14 protein-coding genes are annotated in these 18,716 nt (G+C 37.7%); 10 read left to right on the forward strand and 4 right to left on the reverse strand.

Going from position 1 to position 18,716, the window contains the following annotated elements; translation table 11 throughout:
• The first annotated feature begins 173 nt into the window (after window positions 1-173).
• From BK127_RS29080 to BK127_RS29105, 6 genes are all read left to right on the forward strand, one after another.
• On the forward strand, window positions 174-1,946 hold the full coding sequence (locus BK127_RS29080; protein ID WP_218639050.1) for a DEAD/DEAH box helicase: 1,773 nt from the start codon (window positions 174-176) through the stop codon (window positions 1,944-1,946).
• Window positions 1,947-2,016: 70 nt separating this feature from the next.
• Window positions 2,017-2,439, forward strand: coding sequence for a hypothetical protein (locus BK127_RS29085; protein WP_076235619.1), 423 nt, complete (start codon window positions 2,017-2,019; stop codon window positions 2,437-2,439).
• A 44-nt stretch (window positions 2,440-2,483) separates the two neighbouring features.
• Window positions 2,484-4,415, forward strand: coding sequence for a hypothetical protein (locus BK127_RS29090; RefSeq protein WP_076235620.1), 1,932 nt, complete (start codon window positions 2,484-2,486; stop codon window positions 4,413-4,415).
• Window positions 4,416-4,550: 135 nt separating this feature from the next.
• Window positions 4,551-5,294, forward strand: a complete 744-nt coding sequence (locus tag BK127_RS29095; RefSeq protein WP_076235621.1) for a DUF2971 domain-containing protein — start codon at window positions 4,551-4,553, stop codon at window positions 5,292-5,294.
• 136 nt (window positions 5,295-5,430) lie between these two features.
• Window positions 5,431-8,553, forward strand: a complete 3,123-nt coding sequence (locus BK127_RS43960; RefSeq protein WP_076235622.1) for a sacsin N-terminal ATP-binding-like domain-containing protein — start codon at window positions 5,431-5,433, stop codon at window positions 8,551-8,553.
• A 2-nt stretch (window positions 8,554-8,555) separates the two neighbouring features.
• A complete protein-coding gene (locus BK127_RS29105) occupies window positions 8,556-9,569 on the forward strand; it encodes a TIR domain-containing protein (protein WP_076235623.1) in 1,014 nt (337 codons plus the stop codon).
• Between the two features lie 580 nt (window positions 9,570-10,149).
• Here BK127_RS29105 and BK127_RS29115 read toward each other — a convergent pair.
• Window positions 10,150-10,431 carry a hypothetical protein gene (locus tag BK127_RS29115; protein ID WP_076235625.1) on the reverse strand — a complete coding sequence of 94 codons (282 nt, stop codon included), beginning with the start codon at window positions 10,429-10,431 and terminating at the stop codon, window positions 10,150-10,152.
• Window positions 10,432-10,516: 85 nt separating this feature from the next.
• On the reverse strand, window positions 10,517-11,374 hold the full coding sequence (locus tag BK127_RS29120; RefSeq protein WP_076235626.1) for an Rpn family recombination-promoting nuclease/putative transposase: 858 nt from the start codon (window positions 11,372-11,374) through the stop codon (window positions 10,517-10,519).
• Between the two features lie 417 nt (window positions 11,375-11,791).
• Between BK127_RS29120 and cysD the strand changes: the two genes are divergently transcribed.
• Complete coding sequence (cysD, locus tag BK127_RS29125; RefSeq protein WP_076235627.1) at window positions 11,792-12,715, forward strand: sulfate adenylyltransferase subunit CysD; 924 nt, start codon at window positions 11,792-11,794, stop codon at window positions 12,713-12,715.
• Window position 12,716: 1 nt separating this feature from the next.
• Window positions 12,717-14,456: a GTP-binding protein gene (locus BK127_RS29130; protein WP_076235628.1), complete on the forward strand. Its 1,740-nt coding sequence runs from the start codon at window positions 12,717-12,719 to the stop codon at window positions 14,454-14,456.
• Between the two features lie 247 nt (window positions 14,457-14,703).
• Here the strand turns inward: BK127_RS29130 and BK127_RS29135 are convergent, their stop codons facing one another.
• Entirely contained in the window at window positions 14,704-15,189 is a 486-nt protein-coding gene (locus BK127_RS29135) for a nuclear transport factor 2 family protein (RefSeq protein WP_218639051.1), read from the reverse strand.
• Between the two features lie 237 nt (window positions 15,190-15,426).
• On the opposite strand from BK127_RS29135, the gene BK127_RS29140 reads away from it, so the two are divergent.
• Both BK127_RS29140 and BK127_RS29145 read left to right on the forward strand, forming a co-directional pair.
• A complete protein-coding gene (locus tag BK127_RS29140) occupies window positions 15,427-16,329 on the forward strand; it encodes a helix-turn-helix domain-containing protein (protein ID WP_076235629.1) in 903 nt (300 codons plus the stop codon).
• Between the two features lie 310 nt (window positions 16,330-16,639).
• Window positions 16,640-17,629 carry a hypothetical protein gene (locus BK127_RS29145; RefSeq protein WP_076235630.1) on the forward strand — a complete coding sequence of 330 codons (990 nt, stop codon included), beginning with the start codon at window positions 16,640-16,642 and terminating at the stop codon, window positions 17,627-17,629.
• Window positions 17,630-17,836: 207 nt separating this feature from the next.
• On the opposite strand, the gene BK127_RS45785 is transcribed toward BK127_RS29145, so the two are convergent.
• Window positions 17,837-18,193: a helix-turn-helix domain-containing protein gene (locus tag BK127_RS45785; RefSeq protein ID WP_076235631.1), complete on the reverse strand. Its 357-nt coding sequence runs from the start codon at window positions 18,191-18,193 to the stop codon at window positions 17,837-17,839.
• Between the last annotated feature and the right edge of the window lie 523 nt (window positions 18,194-18,716).

Here is an 18,716-nt window from a genome sequence, read left to right on the forward strand (position 1 = left end):
ATTCGAAATTGAACGGAATATCGCCTTTTTGATTTGAAGCATGCCTTCAATTAATTAAAAGCGCAAGTTTTTCAGTGGCCTCTTCACCAACGGCTGTCGTTTTGTGGTTTATAGGGGAATGTCGAAATAAGTCGTATTGTGACAAAATAATAGAAAAGGATGCGGATGGGTTTATGTATTTTAAAGAGACTCCCTGCTTTATTGAAGGCAACAGCAAACTTCGTAAACCTCAAATTGAGGCTTATTTAAAAATCCAATCTCACTTTGCTGCAAATCCTCACGAGGAAGCATTAGTTGTACTTCCAACGGGAACGGGAAAAAGCGGCTTAATTGCTATTGCTCCCTTTGGTACATGTGAGGGTAGAGTGCTAATTATTACTCCGGGGCATGTAACGAAAAAGAGTATTGCGAAAACTATGGAAGCATTGGATGAGAATTTTTGGATAAATACCAATGTGTTGTTCGATATACAAGATAACCCAGTACTAGTTTCTTTTGAGAACGAGGTGCTGGATAGTGAATTAAATAGTGCCAATATTATCTACACTAATGTTCAACGGCTAAATTCCACTAATGGATTGTTGGGGCGAGTAAATCCAGACCATTTTGATATGATAATTGTTGATGAAGCACATCACGCTCCTGCCGAATCATGGCAGAGAGTATTAGATTATTTTTCATATGCAAAGAAACTACATGTAACTGGAACGCCATATCGTGGAGACGGGGCTATTGTTCCGGGGAAAAATATTCATGAAACAAAACTGTCCGAAGTAATGGAGAGCAGGTACGTTAAATGGTTGAGAAACAAAACCATAGAGTCTGAGGAAATAACGTTCTACTTAGAGGATGGAAGGATACTATCTCTTGATGAAGCTAAGGAGCTAAAGGATGAGGCATGGGTTCAGAAGTCAGTTGCTATGTCTGATGCATGTTCTTTGGAAATAATCAGGAAAAGTATAGAGGAGTTAAAACTACTAAAAAGCATATCTCCTCAAGTGCCACATAAGATCATGGCTTCTGCATGTAGCATTAAACATGCAAAAAGATTGGAGCAGCTTTTCAAAGCAGAAGGCATGGATACTGTGTTAATTCATAGTAAAATGCCACGCGATGAGCAAGATATTAAATTCCAAGAAATCGAGCAGCATAAATATAACGTAGTAGTGAATGTAGATATGATGGGCGAGGGGTACGATCATAAATATTTGACGATTGCTGCATTGTTCCGCCCCTATAAAAGTTTGAATAGGTTTGCACAGGTTATTGGGCGAGTGTTGAGAGCGATTCCAGAAGATGAGATTACAAGGTATGAGGTTGATAATAATGCCATAGTAATTTATCATGATGAACTGGGATTAGACGAGTTATGGGAGTTTTTCAAAAAAGAAGTCGAGGATATTGGTCGGTATAAAAAAGTTAGGGAAATCGAATTTAGTGATATCGAATATGAGAAGCGTGAAACGCTATATGGGCAAGCTGTGGTACAAGGAGCATCCACAGAGTCTACTGATTCATATAGTGGACTTATCGACTTTCATATTGAATTTGAAAAGGCTAAAATCTTGATTTTGGAAGAGACCGAAGCCAAAAGACAAGAATTGAAGGCTATTGGGATGGACGATGAACTTATTGAAGAAACTTTGGAGAAAATGGCTCGAAAGAAAATTAGAGCTAAAACGAATGAATTTAATCACATCTACAACGAGAAAAGACCCCTTGAACGCAGGAAGATGATAAGGAAAATTCTAACTGAAAAGGTACAGTTAGTTGCGGTTGATCTGCTAGAGGAGTTTAGCATAGAACCCAAGGAAAACACACTATATTCGAAGTTTAAACGTTCCTTGCCGCCGTTTACGAAGCCGACAACAAACAATGATGGGGTACTGGTTATTTATATGAATACTAAAATTAAAAACAGATTTGCAGGAAGAGACGTAATGTAAATTGAAGATTTGATTAGCGCACAGGAGTATCTGGAGAGCGACCTAAAACCAGAATTGGAGAGGATACTACATGGCATTTCTTGATGATCTGAAATCTAAAGTCGATGAATTAATTTATTTAGAACTTAATATGGGAGTTTCACCTGTTGAATTAGCATCGAGCATCTATGAAGAAGACTACAACGAAGTAAAGATAAAAAAGCAGTTTGGAAATATTCATTGCAGTGTACAATTCTTTGATGTTGGTTTTTTTCATGAAAAGAAAATAAAGCATGAATACCGCTATATTTATGATAGCAATAATTATCTTCAAGAAATTCAGCACGTTGTAAATAAAAAAAATGAGTTGCTTTGGTCAAGGACTGAGGAACGTGCCAAATTACTCGATAATATATATGCAATTGCAAGCTGCATAGACAGGGTTCAACTGGTGAATTTCCCGGTTGAAAAGCTGCCAGAAGACGTTAGGACATATTTGAAGTTTATATTGTAAAGTGAGAGCCCGATTTCGGGCTTTTTTAGTAGGGGGGCATTTTTATGTATCTGTTCGAGTTGGAGAAAATTTCTAAAGAAAACAAGAACGAATTCATATGTTTAATTGACGAAACATATAGCAAGCAAGGATTAAATGAGACAATTCGATTAATAAAAAAGTCAGGGATTTGTGTGAATCCTTATGGCACAGGGAAGCCAAAGGAAAATGCCTTGTACAAGGACGTTATTAAGTTGCTTAATGATAGAGAACCAGAGGCGAAGCAATTAAAAGACTTTGAAGCAGAGACTAACACTATAAATACTCTCTATAAGAAATTTACCGATATGTATTTGAGTAAAACCGAAAGTTCACTTCCAAGTGATGTGCATGTAACCTCATATCTAATAGCATTGGAGCTTCATTTGACTGAACTACAAAAAAGAATGTTGAGGGATTTATATTATGGTAACGTAAACGGATTAAATAATAATCAATCTGATATATACGAAAATATTGTTCAAAATACAGGGGTAGTCCTAAAATATTTTTTGTACAAGCAGTACCCATTTGCAGGTATTTCTAAAAAGATTCCTAAACAAAGTCTACGAGTTGCAGGAGAGCACTTTAAAAACTCTGAAATGAAATTTCTACTGGATACAATAATGGAACTGTGGAATTATTTCGAAGCAGATATACAAGTGGATAATAATGGAGAAGTTACAATAAAATCAATTGGTGAAGGCGCTTTAGGCAAGCATATTTCTCATTTGGGTTTTATGGATATTAGGAATGCTAAGATGAGCAGGCACGGTTACGAAGAATATTTATTCGATACACGTTATTCGAATACTAATATTCTGCCACCACATAAGTACATTTCTTCGAATGAAAAGACAGCTTGTGAGTTCATTGAGGAATATTTTTCCACAACCGACCTTAGCATCGAATTTAATGGAATTTCACTAGCTGAACTTACAAGGGCATATTCAATTGCAGCGTTAGAAAGTGAAAAATTTATAAGAAATAGGAAGACCCTAAGAACTAATTTGAATGAAATTGCTTTAAATGATGTTTGTATTGCTAAATCCAAAAATAAGTGGATTAATAAATTTGTTGAGATGGGGATTCGGAAAAGCAAGGCAGAGAAAATCTTGAACTTTATGACTTTCGACACTACCTCAAATGATATACTTGAATGTCCATTTATCAAGATGGGGAATGACTATGTACTTATTCCAACTGCAACATATCTTACTGATTCTTCAAGAGCCATACTGCTTAATCTAAGTAGTAGGGGGATAAATGTATCTATTAAAGGAAATGAGTTTGAAAAGTTAATCAGGCAGTCAGTGACTAATTCTAATCTTCGATGCGTCCATTTAGAGAAGAAGGACTATGAGTGCGATGCTGTTTTCGCTATAGGAAACGACCTCTTTTTTGTAGAGACCAAACATCTAAGTCATCCTACCTCCTACAGAGAGTATGTTCGTAATCTTGATGAAATTTACGATGCATGCGTACAGCTAGAACGGATTGTCGATTACTACACGCAATCAACAAACATAGAAGATATAAAGAATCTATTGAATATAGATTCTGTTAACCGCATTTATAAAATGGTTGTTACTAATACCTCTCAAGGGGAAAAGCTAAAGATTAATGGCACTTATGTTGTCGATGACACTTATTTTATCGGCTACTTTGAGAGGAGATCACCACAAATTGTACAGATAGATGGGGAGACTGTTATTGCTTCTCCTTTATATGAAGAATATTATAATGGACAAGTAAATACTGAGCAGTTTATTGATTTAATAGAAAAAAGTCCACTACTCCAGCAAAAGAAGCAGAGAATAGGCTATCATACCTTTAATTATAGTGAACAACTTGGATTAAAGTTTGATAGTTTCTTTGTAAAGGTAAACACTACTATAAATCCGGACTTGCTGTCAGATGAAGAAATGGACAAGCTTAATAGTATCTTTACTATATAACTTGATGTTGTTGAAGAAGGGAGCTTCATTGCGACGGCTTGCTTACGACTTTGCACAGCGCGCTGGGGAGTGCGTGTGGTGCAGAAATTGCGTTACGCCGCTATAGACGATACTGTAAATAGGGAGGAATGGAACATGGAGAGGATATTTCATTATACCACGTTGGAAGTACTGAAACTTATTATATCGAATAAAACAATTCGATTTAACTCACTCAGTCATATGGATGATATGATGGAGGGTTATAGTGTAGACTTTGGCGATTTATCAAAATACTATTACGTGAGTAGTTGGAGTTCTAACCAAGAGGAGAGTATACCACTTTGGTATATGTATACAAACAAGATGAGAGGAGTTCGAGTAGAAGTTGATAGTCATTTCTTGCAAATGAATAAAGATAAACAAGGCAACATAATTAGTACGAATTCAAATCTAGTAGCATACCCCATTCAGTATGGTAATAAAGATTCATTACTGTCTCCAGTTAAATACTCAGCCGTTTGGCAATCCGCAATAAATGGGCCAAGAGGATATTTTAATGATAATTTTGTTGATATAGGTCTCGTTAAGCCGGTGGCTTGGGAATTTCAAAAAGAAGTTCGATTCAGATTTTATGGGATTAACAAAAAGTATTTGATTAATTTGGGTGGAAGCCAATTTGAGAGATTTGCTAATTCGATGTTCAATAATCAACCAAACGATATTGATTTTGCTGATATAGAGTTTGATATACACAATTTCTCTAATGCGAATTTTGTACTGGGGCCAGCATCAACAAATAAAGACTATGAGACTTTAATCGAACTTATCCGACAGATACCAAATTTCTGTGGAAAAATACAGAAAAGTTCATTACAGATAAGATTTAAAGAAAAGTAAGATTTATTCAGGAGTAAAATCAGGAACTAGCTTTGAGTGTTGAGTAGCAGTAAAAGAGAAAAGGTGTAGGGTAAACATTACCCCAACGTTTCCATATCCGTGAGGCGAAATGTCTGTGAGGGAGAAGTATTAAGTAATGGAGAAAAGAATACTTTCGGACAGAATTGAACAAGCTCGACAAGAAGCACGCGAGACAAATGTGGCAAATCGTATAATGGATTCACTGGATAAATTGCGTTTAAGTAACAATGAATATAGTTCGAGAAGATGGGTCTGGGAGCTTTGTCAAAATGCAAAAGATGTATGCAACTCCTCGGGAAAGATAAAAATTAAAATTCGTTTTGACGAAGAGCGAAAGAGAATAGCATTTAGTCACAATGGTCGGACTTTCAATACAAATAATATTGTGTACTTGATTGAGCAAGTTTCTACAAAAGACCGTAAGATTTCTGGTACTACAGAAAGAAAAAGCGGAAAATTTGGCACGGGTTTTTTAACTACTCATTTACTGTCAAATAAAGTTGTAGTATCTGGAATCATGGAAGATGAGGGAGAACTAAAGCAGAGGTTCAATATTCTATTAGATAGATCAGGAGAAAGCAAAGAGGAAATTATTGATTCTATTCGTAAGTCGTTTGAACAACTGTATTCTAGTCAACCAATAACTAGTGATGAAGGTATTGATTATAATAGTTATAACACAATTTTTACTTATGACTTGGATGAATCCGGCGTAAAAGTAGCAGAATCAGGATTGAAGGATTTGGATATTTCTATACCTTATGTTTTATCAATGATTCGTGAAATTGAAGAAGTAAAAGTTGAACCATATGGAGATACATATAAATATCTTAAAGAACTGGAATGTAGCTTAGAAAATGCGACTGTTCATGAAATTATTTGTTCGAAAGCTAATAAAGTGACTCATGTATTTATCCTTAATTTAACTGAAAATGATGTAACTATATCAGTAGCTTTATTGCTTGATGGAGATAAAGTCACACTGAGGGAGTACGATTTGTCTCAACCCAAATTATTTTGTGATTTCCCATTAATTGGAACGGATATTTTCCCTTTTCCGGTCGTAGTCAACTCTAGCAAGTTCAATCCAACTGAACCAAGGGATGGTGTTCACTTAACGGATGCTATTTCTGAAAAAATTGATGAAAATAAAAAAATACTGCTAGAGGCATGTAAGTTATATAAAAATTTGCTGGAATATATATCAGGGAAAGGATGGAATGGGATATATAACATAACTCGCATAGGTGAGTTTGGAGAAAAGGAATGGCTTTCAAGAAATTGGCTAGAAAACAATGTAGTTGATGAGTGCAAAAAAGTAATATTGCAAACTCCCATTATTGATACTTGTGATGGAACTAGAATTGAATTAGAAGACGTTTGGGGTAATGAACAAGCGCTAATCGTATCGAATCCAATCGAAGAATTAAGAAACGGTTTGTGGAGTCTTGGGAGCAGAATTTATCCTTCTTTGATATGCTGCAAAGCAGATGTCCATAAATGGTATAATTCGCTTTGGGATAAGTGTTTGAATTTCACAATTCGTAAGATGACTAAACGACTAGACGCAATCGGTGATGTGGAAAAACTGGCTTCTGCATTAGTTGATGGGGAATGGAAGGACTGGCTTGAAGAATATTATCAACTAATCAGCAAAGAAAAGTACCATGTTAATGAAATAGAAAGCGACAAATATGCCATTGTTCCAAATCAAAATGGTGTATTTTGCAAACTATCGGAATTATGGATTGATGATAATATTGTGCCTGAGTATAAGGAAGTATTAGAGCTTTTGAATATAGACTGTAAAGAATGGTTAGTTCACTCTGATATTAAATTAGCTAATTGGTTTCAGTGTAAAACCTATGGCAATAGAGATGTGTTATTAAAAATTGAAGATGCTCTAACGGATATTGATAAGGAAAGTAAAAAAGAAATATATTTGGCATTGATATACTTGATAGGCAGAAATGCAAAAGAAATTAATAATCAAAAAAAAGTAATTGAATATGCGAGAGCGGTTTTCAATATAAAACGCGAGATAAAATATGTAGATATTATTTCTGATAAGCTGCACGAAGAGGCTATGAAGTCAATAGTAACGCTTGTGTCAGATTACATTAGTGAAAAAAAAGAGATTAAGTCATTAGCAAATTCAATAGGCTTAGGAGAAAATGAAGCAATAAAATGGCTTGCAGATTGGATCGATTTTTTAGTGAAAGCGGGATATGACCATTTATTGAATAAAACAACACGCCCTATTTTACCTAATCAAAATGGTCAGTTTTTAACAAAAGATGATCTATTTCTTGATAATGAAATTGATGATACTTTGAAAGAGTTATCCCATATTGCTGGATATGAAGTTAGAAAAGAGCTTTTAGATAAAAATATTTATTTACAGCTTCCAGACAATAGGGAAAAGAAAGAAACAGATCTTACCGTAGTAATAACTCTATATGTCAAGAATCATAGAGGCAGTAATCTTGATAATGAAGAAACAAAGGTCTTTTTTAGAACACTGCTGATATGGATTAATGAAAATGAAGAAAAAGCTGCACGAATTTTTGGGGAATTATTTGAGAAAAAGTACTGGCTTTATGATGATAAGGAAATTGCACTTAACATGAAGAAGGCAGAAGCCTATGACTTACTAATGGAAAAATACGACATATCTAGTCCTGAAAAGTTAGAGAGAATATTGTATCAGTCTGCACAAATTGACGTGCCTGCTGAGAAAACTAAGGAGAAAATCACGATTGATACATTAGTTCAGTGGGGGATTGATTCAGAAGAGAGTCTTGAAAAAGCCTATGGAAATAGTTTTTTTGCAGACAATTTTATACGAGATTCTCGACATAATAAAGAAACATTTGATTACGTAAACCGAATTTTAGATAGGTCAAAAAAACGGATAATAGAATACTTGAATAAAAAATCGGAATTGGAATCGGAATCAGAACCGGAATATGATTTATCGCAGATAATTGAAGTGGATAAAACTATTTTTCTAATAAAGAAAAATGGTGAGGAGATTTTTCTAATTGCTAGGCCATCTGATTATCAAGAAATAAGGATTTTCTATAAGTCAGAAAAAGATCTACTTGATTATACCAAGGATTGGGAACTATGGGTTGAAAACGGAGTGGATGAGCCGGAAAAGATTACTTTTGGGAAAGTGTTGAAATTGACTGGTATTAATAGAATACCATTAAAGAGTATTAAGGAGATCAGGTAACTATGGATCAAAAGGATGCTATTGATATATTAGAAAAAAATATACTAGATAATGTTATTTGCAGAAACCTTGAATTAAAGCCAGGCGTTATTGCTACTTATATTGCTGGATTATCTAATGAATCTGGGGGCTATATATTTCTTGGAGTCGAGAAGGATGAAACTCAATTTATTATTAATGGTATAAGTACAACGTTTCAGCTAACGAATATCCTAAATGTTGCGATATCAAAACTGTCATCCCCAATAATACTGGATTTTTGTTTTCTGAATTTCAAAGGAGAGAATATATTCGTTATCAAAGTAGAAAAAGCAACCGTAAAAATTCTTTGTGATGAAGAATATTATATTTACAAAAGTAACGGAGTTTTAAAAATAGCTAATAAAACAGAACAGTATGATGAGCAAATTCCAGATAAACCAACGCTTTTTCTGTCGTATAGGGAGATTGATACTCCAATCGTAAATATAATAGAAGATAATCTCAAAAGACTTACTAGTGATGGAATAAATATTTCACGCTATACGAGGATTCCATATAAGGCAAGCTTTAAAGAATTTATGAACGGCATACAGGACCATGATGTTGTTTTGTGCGTTGTAAGTGATGGTTATTTAAGATCACAGGCATGCATGTATGAGGTTGGAGAAATAATTAAAGATCATCATTTTAATGAAAAGCTAATTTTTGTTGTGTTGAGTGAAAATGAAAGAAAATACTATCCAGAAGGTTTTACAGAAAAAATAGCAGCAAATATATATGGAAGCGAGGTAAAGCGTCTGCAATACGTTACATATTGGAAAGAAAAGTACGATGAGCTGAATGAGACTATACGTGGTATTGATGATTATGAGGCCATCAGTGATGCAACACGTTCTTTGAAAGAAATTGGACAGATTTATCGCAATGATATTAGTGAGTTTATGACATACTTGGCTGATAACAACGGCAAGAGTTTTGAATACTTGTGTAAGAATGAGTTTAAAGACTTGCTTGGTTGGATTTCTAAGAAGTAGTACATAGTAGGTATTAACATTCCTTTATAAAAGAAAAACATAAATGTGCCGAATAAAGCTTTCAAGAAAGGCACAATATTTGAAGTCTTTATTGAGTATAGTTATCTGCTATGGCGCTATAATAACGTTTTAAAGACTCTATTCACCAATCAGATAAGACTAAAAAGTTTTGTCTACTTAAGCCACGTTGAATCGGTCGCTTTGTTGGTGAGGGATGGTAAAGGAAATTGTAGTGGTGGAGCGGGTTTGGGAAGTGGTACAGGGGAGGAAAATAAGTGAGATCGCTCCTGCCGTAAAACTGCCGTAAAAATTCGTGATAAGGTATGGTAAACCAAGTAAATAGATAGTAAAGCAACTGCTAAGGCCTTGATTCTACGCGTCATAAAGTGATTATAACAGATGCCGCGGTAACTAGGTGGGCTCCCGCATACGACACATATTGAGAGCGTTTGTTCCTTGATTTATAAGGGTTTTGAGTGATTAGTTAGGGGAGTTGGGGACGAAATGGGGACGCGAGTGATTTCGCGTCCCTAGTTGTTTGTCAAAATGGATTGGATTAGCTAGTGGTAGGGTATGCAACTTAGTTTGTTAAACGCGTGTTTAAACGCTCAATTTCTTCTTCTGAGAGACTGGAAATATCAGCAATGGAAGTAATATCTGCTCCTCTAGCAAGCAGCTTTTTAGCTACTTCAATCGCTTTTTTGTGTTCCCCAGCCGCTTCTCCTTCTTCTCTAGCACCAGCCAGCATGGAAGCTTCATCGTGTAGAAATTTTTGCCGCATTTCATACAAGCGTCGAGTTTCGGCATCTTGGCTTAAAAACTCCAATGTATCCATAGCTTTACGTAACGTGGGCTTACTCATGAGCATATCCCCAGTTCGATCTAATCATACTTTTCCAATTAAGAATAGAATATACAGAGGAACCTACTATGCAGCCTAATTTCATTTAATGTATTTTTAAACGCCCAATTTCTTCTTGCGAGAGACCAGAAATATCAGCAACGGCGGCAATGTCTGTTCCCTTAGCCAACAGCTTTTTGGCTACTTCAATCGCTTTTTTGTATTCCCCTTTTGCTTCCCCAACCGCTTCTCCTTCTTCTCTAGCACCAGCCAGCATAGAAGCTTCATCGTGAAGGAATTTTTGCCGCATCTCATACAAGCGCCGGGCTTCAGCATCTTGACTTAAAAACTCCAATGTATCCATAGCTTTACGTAACACGGGCTCATTCATCGTCAGTACCTCCCAGTTTGATTTGCTCACACCTTTCAAAAACAATAACCAGTTCACCAATCCACCTTGGATAGGAATCATTTGCTCATCCAGTTTTGAAAGCTCAATCATATGGATTTCTATATCGTTACTAAGTGGAATGCCACTTTGGTCTTCCCTTAAATGGAATACATTATGATAGCGATCATTCGGAAGAAAGGAGTAGTTGAGAATATTGATCGTTACGCACTTCTTCAACTGGCGGTATCTCTGACCTTCTTCGAGTTGCCCTGAATACTGTTTACTCCAGTAGAAAAGTGTTCGTTTCTCGATATCATATTGATTAAAGAGCTGCATTTCTATATTGATCAGTTCACCGGTTGTTGTTTTGGCTCGAATGTCGAAAATAGATTGCTTGTCACGCGGCGCATCTTTATCCGTGTACGGATTCATTAGGAGAATTTCTGTCAGAGGCGGTTCACCCGCTTCGATAAAGGTGTTATTCAGGAATGCAAGCAGTACGTCCTTGTTCTCTTCGCTTCCGAATATCCGCTTAAAGACAAAATCATTCTTGGGGTCAAGAAGTTCAGTCAATTTAATCAACTCCAATCCGTACTTATCATTATTATAACATGATTTTTGTTCAGGTTGCATAACAAGCATAGCATAGATACGGTAGGGTCTATCGTAGTTTATAGAACGATCATGGGGATACATGAAACGAGTATCGTTTAATCAAGGAATTGAGGCTCATCCCCTTTTTATTTGTTAAAATCGATAGGGAGTCTAACCTTCTCTCAAGTGTGTGGTAGCGGTGCTAAACACTTCGGGATTGGGGAGGTACTCCTTATTTCTTGCCTTAATGATTTAAGCCCAGCAAGGGTTTGGAATTATGAAATTGATTCAAATATAAAAAACTTTACTTTTTCCCACTTTGCATAAAAGCTAGAATCTGATAGAATATAAAGAAATACGATAGATTTAGTGCGAATTAAAAGGAGGCACCTTTCCATGCAAAAACTGATGCTTGATTCCATACACGAAATGACGCATCTGGATCAACTCGAGGCTGAAGCGATTTATATTATACGGGAAGTAGCGGCAGAGTGTGAAAATCCCGTGATGCTGTATTCGATCGGGAAGGATAGTTCCGTGATGCTGCATTTGGCTCTGAAAGCTTTTTATCCTGAGAAGCCGCCATTTCCTTTCATGCATATTGATACGACGTGGAAGTTTAAAGAAATGATCGAATTCCGCGACCGCAAAGCGAAAGAATTCGGAATCAACATGATTGTTCACTCGAATCAGGAAGGTATTAAACAAGGGATCAACCCAATGGATCATGGTTCCGCGTATACCGATATTATGAAAACCCAAGCATTAAAAGAGGGATTGGACAAATACGGATTTACGGCTGCGTTCGGCGGTGGAAGACGTGACGAGGAAAAGTCGCGTGCGAAAGAGCGGATTTTTTCATTCCGGAATAAGAATCATGCGTGGGATCCGAAAAACCAGCGGCCGGAAATGTGGAAGCTGTTCAACACAAGAATTAATAAAGGCGAAAGCATTCGCGTCTTCCCCATATCCAATTGGACAGAAAAAGATATCTGGCAATACATTCGAAGAGAAAACATTGATATTGTGCCTCTTTATTTTGCAAAAGAAAGACCCGTCGTCAATCGCGATGGACATATGGTCATGGTGGATGATGATCGGTTGAAGCTCGAACCTAATGAGAAGGTTGAAATGAAGAAGATGCGGTTCCGCACATTAGGCTGTTATCCGCTTACTGGCGGCGCCGAGTCGGAGGCGGATACGCTAGATGCCATTATCGAAGAAACGCTTGGTGCGGTTTCATCCGAACGGACAACTCGGGTTATTGACCAAGAGGCGGCTGGAAGCATGGAAAGACGTAAACGGGAGGGCTATTTTTAATATGAAAAGTTTGCTTAAATTTATTACATGCGGAAGTGTAGACGACGGAAAATCTACCCTGATTGGACATATGCTTTATGAGGCAAAGCTTTTGTTCGCCGACCAAGAAAAAGCATTAGAGTTGGATAGCAGACTCGGCAGTCGCGGCGGAAAAATTGACTATTCCTTGCTTCTTGATGGATTGATGGCCGAGCGTGAACAAGGGATCACGATTGATGTGGCTTATCGGTATTTTACGACGGATCACCGTTCATTCATTGTAGCGGACACACCAGGACATGAAGAATATACACGTAACATGGCAGTAGGCGCATCCTTTGCGGAATTGGCCATTATTCTTGTGGACGCAACCAAAGGGGTCATTACCCAAACCAAACGCCATACCCGGATTTGCGCACTCATGGGGATTAAACATCTTGTATTAGCTGTAAACAAAATGGATTTAGTTCATTTTGATCAAAAGATATTTGATGATATCCAAGAAGATTTCTCCCGAACGGCCGCTGAATTTCATTTTCAAAGCATACAGGTTATCCCTGTTTCTGCCACAGAAGGGGATAACATTACCAAAAAGTCACAACATACGCCTTGGTATGCGGGTCTTCCTTTGTTGTCCTATTTAGAAAATGTGGATGTTCTTGATGCCAGCAATACGAAGCATTTTATGATGCCCATTCAGCGGGTATGTCGACCGGACCATACGTTTCGCGGTTTCCAAGGCCAGATTGAGGCTGGGAGCATCGCAGTTGGCGATGAGTTGACGACTCTACCTAGTCGTGAGAAAGCGAAAGTCAAACGTATCTTAGTGACAGATCAAGACAGGGACTTAGCCTATGCCGGACAACCGGTAACCATTCAATTGGACCGTGAAGTAGACGTTTCGCGGGGCTGTGTATTTACGAAAGACAATCAAATCCAAGAGGCTGATAGCTTCGCCGCCACGATTCTTTGGATGGATGATTCTGTACTGACTCCCGGTAAAAATTATTTGGTCAAAGTAGGAACGAAGGTCCTGCCCGGTACTGTGACGGCAATTAAGCATAAAATCGATATTAATACTGGAAATACGGTTCCAACCGATCATATTGTCAAAAATGAAGTGGCACGATGTGAATTTACTTTATCGGACAACATCGTTTTTGATTCCTTTGAACAAAATAAAAGCATAGGCGGATTTATTCTGATCGATCGTGTAACCAATATGACATCCGCTTGCGGAGTCATTGACGAAGCCCTTCAAGGATCCGACAGTTGGGTAGGGCTAGATACGGAAATCAACAGAGATGTTCGTGCTCAGCAAAAAGGTCAAAATCCATTAACCCTCTGGTTCACCGGTACGGTTCCGGATAACTCAACCCTTGCGAAGGAAGTTGAAAAACGTTTGGTATCGACAGGCCACCATACCATGTTACTGGGGAATGGCCAGGGAGAATCGTTGCAGCGATTAGCAGAAGTGGCAAAATTGATGAACGATGCTGGACTTATTGCATTGGTATCGAATGATTCCCCGATCGAAAACGACCGAGAAACCGCGCGAGACATCATTGGCAAAGAATATATTGAAGTTTATGTAAATAGACCGCTTGCAGGCAGTTCGAGCACAAATGATACACCTGGGAACCCGGAAATCGAAATCGATACAAGCAAGCTTTCAATCGAAGAAGCTGCAAATCATGTAGTGAAACGAATTATCAGATATTTAATCAATGAGAGTAGTCGTGGGCAATTCCTTAATTTCTAATGCGAACATAACCCGTGTTTGGTAGCGCAATCGAGCAAGAAGTGAAAGTCTCCCGTACACATGCTTAGAAAAATCGATTCAACGAAATAGTCCTTGAAACATAGTATCCCTACATCATCGTGAATAGTGATGTAGGGATTTTTTTCTTGTGTCCGCGGCATGGGGCACTCCTAAATTACTACACACAGGGATAGTTATTTTACGCGTGCTGCGGCAAAGCCACGGGCAAAATGATGACACTGACGTTCTAGCTATTTAGAGGTTTAGTTTCAATCCATGCAACCTTAAGATCTCTTTTTTTGAAAAACCACGTATTATTAATTTTTATGAAATCATCGTTATATCTTATAGCTGCTACCATTAATTTTTTGTCATCGCCATCAATTGTTAAATGATGAGCAAAACAATATGTGGCCCCAATTGCTGTATCACCAGATAAGATTATCTTACTTTGGCCATTAAAATGCATCGTGGAGACATAAGTAGTTAAGCTATCAAAAATAGGTGCTAATTCCTTCCTACTATATACGATTTGAGATGGTTCTGTTTGACGTTCATTCATAAATACTCTAAAAAGAGTATCTTCAGTAAATAGTGCCATTTGGCCTTCAGCATCCCTCGTGTCTGCACAATATGCATATGCATCAATGAGATCGCGTATCGCAACACGGTCAGCAACTTCTTCAAGGGATAGTTTTTTCACATTTTCCATTTTTTCCTCACCTTTTTTCATTTTGTTTGTATGTGTTCCTTCTACATATATTTTGCATCACATCTATCCTCATAGTAACCGAGCCGAGGTATTAAAGCTTTGTCGTGCAGCTCATTTTTATTGTCAATTCGGCTCATTTGAACCGACAATATTGGAACCTTACACAGTGCCGGAGCATGCATTATCCATTCCAGTGATTCATATTGGATTGCCATGGTGACTTCATGTTATCTTTTACTCAGATAAGGAGTGAGACGAATGGGGCCAGTAATTAGTAAGGCTGTGAAAATGCCTCAGGGTCTAGCCAAAGCCAGTGTTGGCATGCTGAAGATGAAAGGTTTGTCGGTCATGGGGTCATGCGCCTATTCGGAAATCAAGACCGGGAGGATGTATCTGCAGGATCATGTTCTATTAGTTGTTCTGGAAGGGGTCTACATTGTCAGATACGGTGATCAGGAATATACGGTAAGGAAAAATGAAATGGTGCTCTTGCATAAAGGCATCGTCATTAAGTATGAGAAGTATGGGGAAGAGGATTCGAGGCATGTATTGGATTATATGATGTTCTTTCTGAAGGATGAATTGGTTCATGAGTTTATGAGGATATCCAGTTTTCCTTCTTCCAAGCCTGTATCAACCGCTCCAGCTGCCGTTCATTCGGTGAATGTGCGCCTGTTAAGCTATATTGCTTCACTCAAGCCCTATTTTGAAGAGCCGGAGGGCATTCAAGACGAATTAATTAAACTGAAAATGCTGGAGCTTCTATTTGATATTTTGGATGCGGACAAAGGGTTATTGAGCCGAATTCTGCAGCTGAGGCAACAGCGTCACACAAGCATTGTAGAGGTGATGGAGAAGAATCTACTAAATCCCGTATCGCTTCAGGATCTGGCCTACTTGTCCGGCAGAAGCTTATCGACCTTCAAACGGGATTTTCGGAAGATCTATAATGAGCCTGCATTTCAATGGATTCGTAACCGTCGGTTAGAGAAGGCAAAGGAGCTATTAACCCATTCCGGAATATCCATAACAGAAGTCTGTTTGGCTACAGGCTTCGAAAACGTCTCGCATTTCTCGAAAGTCTGGAAGAGGAAGTATGGGGTTCCGCCATCGGCAATGAGGAGTCGTAGCGCTGCCGAAAATTCTATTGTTGAAAAATAGGATGATTACGAATTATTGAAAGCTGGGCTGGATAGAACTCTTTTTCTATTTAGCCTATGCAGTGTAGATCGGTCGTATGGGCTCATCTGATGTTCCATTCTGTCCGGCGCGATCATACAAATGATGGACAGCTATATCACGGTTCTTGACACCTTGGGGTCTTTGTCCTATTCACCGCTGTTTGAGGAATGATTTAATAAATGAGATGTCTCGGTGCTCGGATCCTTCCTACGATTGGAAGGGTTTTTCTTTTCGAAATGGAATATTAATGCTAGTTTAGTGTGTAATGTTATTTGAGCGGAGGGGGATCATGGGGCAAAGAGCGAATCTAATTATTGTTAGTAATGACACTTACGATTTGTATTATAGTCATTGGTGTGCAAACACTCTGCCAAAAGATTTATTTTGGGGACCACAATATGCCATTAAATTTATCGAAATGCAGACAAAGGTTGATGTGTCGGGGTGGTTGGATGATGTTTGGGCTGAAGGTGGGGCTGTTCTTGATTTAGATAATAAGAAGTTGGTATTCTATGGTGGCGAAGATATACTATTCGACATTCCCCTAAGGAATCTCTTTCTGAGCCTTATGAATAAAACTTGGTATGGTTGGAAAATAGAATGGGCTTACGAAGGTATATTGGATTTAGCATCCTATGTAGGCTACCCCAAAGAAAAGGTGCTAACAGGTCGTGTAGATGATATTAAAGATTTAAGTTTAGCACCTCCTGAAGAGAAAAATTGGGTTAATACAGTGGCAAGTGTAAAATTCTCAGATAATGAAATGCTATTGTTCCCCTTATGTGGGGAGATTGAAGTTTATTTATCTTTTGGTCCTGAAATTGTTAATAAAATTGATAAATCTTATGGTTATACAAGTCTTTCTCTAAGTGAATGGACGGAGGGTTTTCCTGTCGGTGGCTTCCATATTGACGTTACAGAAAAAAGAGTGGAGTTTTGGCATGCTAATAATATCCCTGATATATCCAAGCAACTCGTAACTAAATGGTCTGATTGGAAGGTCCGTGAGTATTATTGTGACTATGAATCTCAGGTTAGGAGTACTAGAGGTCTATTACAATTCCACTCCATAGATCGCCAAAGATTACTAACACAGTTGAGGGCTCTACTACTAAAGGAATCTTCAAATCCACTAGATACGTTATCATATATAGTTAAACAAGAAGCAGGTGCAGGAAGAACGGTAGAGATAAATCCATACGCATTGAGATATGACAGATATGACTTACCTAGGAGTGTAAGAGAAGAAATACTAGAATATGCTGTAGATAGCCTATAAATTTATTATTATTGCTCTAACGGATCTAAACAGCCATTAAAAGTATCTCAGGCGGTATAAATATTGAAACTAACAGTTGTAACTGAGGCTTTCTTACTGTCTACTTCTTCTTGGCATGAGAGTCTGTAACTTGGAAATCCCCCCTCGGGGGAAAGGTCTGTAAAGAGTCTGCACAAAATTATTGACAGACACAAATACACGGTAATTTTATAAAGCTGTATGATTTACTTTCTTCTTCATCTGTATATCATATTGACGAAGCAAGTGAAGGCTTCCCTTTAAATATTCAACCTCTTCCTCAGTAAGCTCTTCCTTCGACCCATCCAAATATGTAATATAAGCAAACTCATTAGTAACTTCAGTGGCGCTCCATTCCCTTCCAAGAAGGTTGTCCAAACTCACCCCAAAAAAATCTGCCAATGCAATAAGCGTATTAAAATCTGGTTCTCGGGTGCCTTGTTCGTAATTAGCGATCTGCCCTCGGGATAGTTTCATCCGTGCTGCAAGCTCATATTGGCTAATCCCTAATTTGTTTCTCAGTTCTGCTAATCGTTTACCGAACAATGATAATCACCTCTCATCCATTATAAGGAACAGGAATCTGTTGGTACTATAATGGACACGATAAGTTTCTTTTATGCTTGACGTATGGAGGATAAGGAGATATATTAGATAATAAGGACACGATTTGTTTCTTGTATCAGGGAGTGATTTGACCGCTATTGGTTAATGGGCAAAAGATGCGTATTCATTCAACTTAAATAGACACGTAAAGTTTCTAGTTCCAATGCATAGATTGGGGGAGAGAGCCATTCAAGACAATCTTATTAAATATGATCAATTTCTAGCAGAGGAAAATGTCCTCATTCAAAGAATCGGAGTATGCAAGGAGTTTATTGAAGTTCTTTTAAAATATATCTCAGGTAAATCAGATTCTATCCATATACTAACAGCAGAGGACATCGTTAACGCGGTTCATGCTATGAGTCAGGACTTAGATACAGAGTTACTTCATGTCAGGCTAGAGAAAAGCTTATTGGAAAATAAGATTAAAAATTTCGAAGCTAATTGCGGTTAATCTCTCTCA

The organism is Paenibacillus sp. FSL H7-0331 (assembly GCF_001956045.1).

What these genes read in the sequence shown, in the direction of transcription:
- BK127_RS29080 (WP_218639050.1), top strand. Translation starts at nt 174, where the DNA reads ATGTATTTTAAAGAGACTCCCTGCTTTATTGAAGGCAACAGCAAACTT.
- BK127_RS29085 (WP_076235619.1), top strand. Translation starts at nt 2,017, where the DNA reads ATGGCATTTCTTGATGATCTGAAATCTAAAGTCGATGAATTAATTTAT.
- BK127_RS29090 (WP_076235620.1), top strand. Translation starts at nt 2,484, where the DNA reads ATGTATCTGTTCGAGTTGGAGAAAATTTCTAAAGAAAACAAGAACGAA.
- BK127_RS29095 (WP_076235621.1), top strand. Translation starts at nt 4,551, where the DNA reads ATGGAGAGGATATTTCATTATACCACGTTGGAAGTACTGAAACTTATT.
- BK127_RS43960 (WP_076235622.1), top strand. Translation starts at nt 5,431, where the DNA reads ATGGAGAAAAGAATACTTTCGGACAGAATTGAACAAGCTCGACAAGAA.
- BK127_RS29105 (WP_076235623.1), top strand. Translation starts at nt 8,556, where the DNA reads ATGGATCAAAAGGATGCTATTGATATATTAGAAAAAAATATACTAGAT.
- BK127_RS29115 (WP_076235625.1), bottom strand. Translation starts at nt 10,431, where the DNA reads ATGAGTAAGCCCACGTTACGTAAAGCTATGGATACATTGGAGTTTTTA.
- cysD (WP_076235627.1), top strand. Translation starts at nt 11,792, where the DNA reads ATGCAAAAACTGATGCTTGATTCCATACACGAAATGACGCATCTGGAT.
- BK127_RS29130 (WP_076235628.1), top strand. Translation starts at nt 12,717, where the DNA reads ATGAAAAGTTTGCTTAAATTTATTACATGCGGAAGTGTAGACGACGGA.
- BK127_RS29135 (WP_218639051.1), bottom strand. Translation starts at nt 15,189, where the DNA reads ATGAAAAAAGGTGAGGAAAAAATGGAAAATGTGAAAAAACTATCCCTT.
- BK127_RS29140 (WP_076235629.1), top strand. Translation starts at nt 15,427, where the DNA reads ATGGGGCCAGTAATTAGTAAGGCTGTGAAAATGCCTCAGGGTCTAGCC.
- BK127_RS29145 (WP_076235630.1), top strand. Translation starts at nt 16,640, where the DNA reads ATGGGGCAAAGAGCGAATCTAATTATTGTTAGTAATGACACTTACGAT.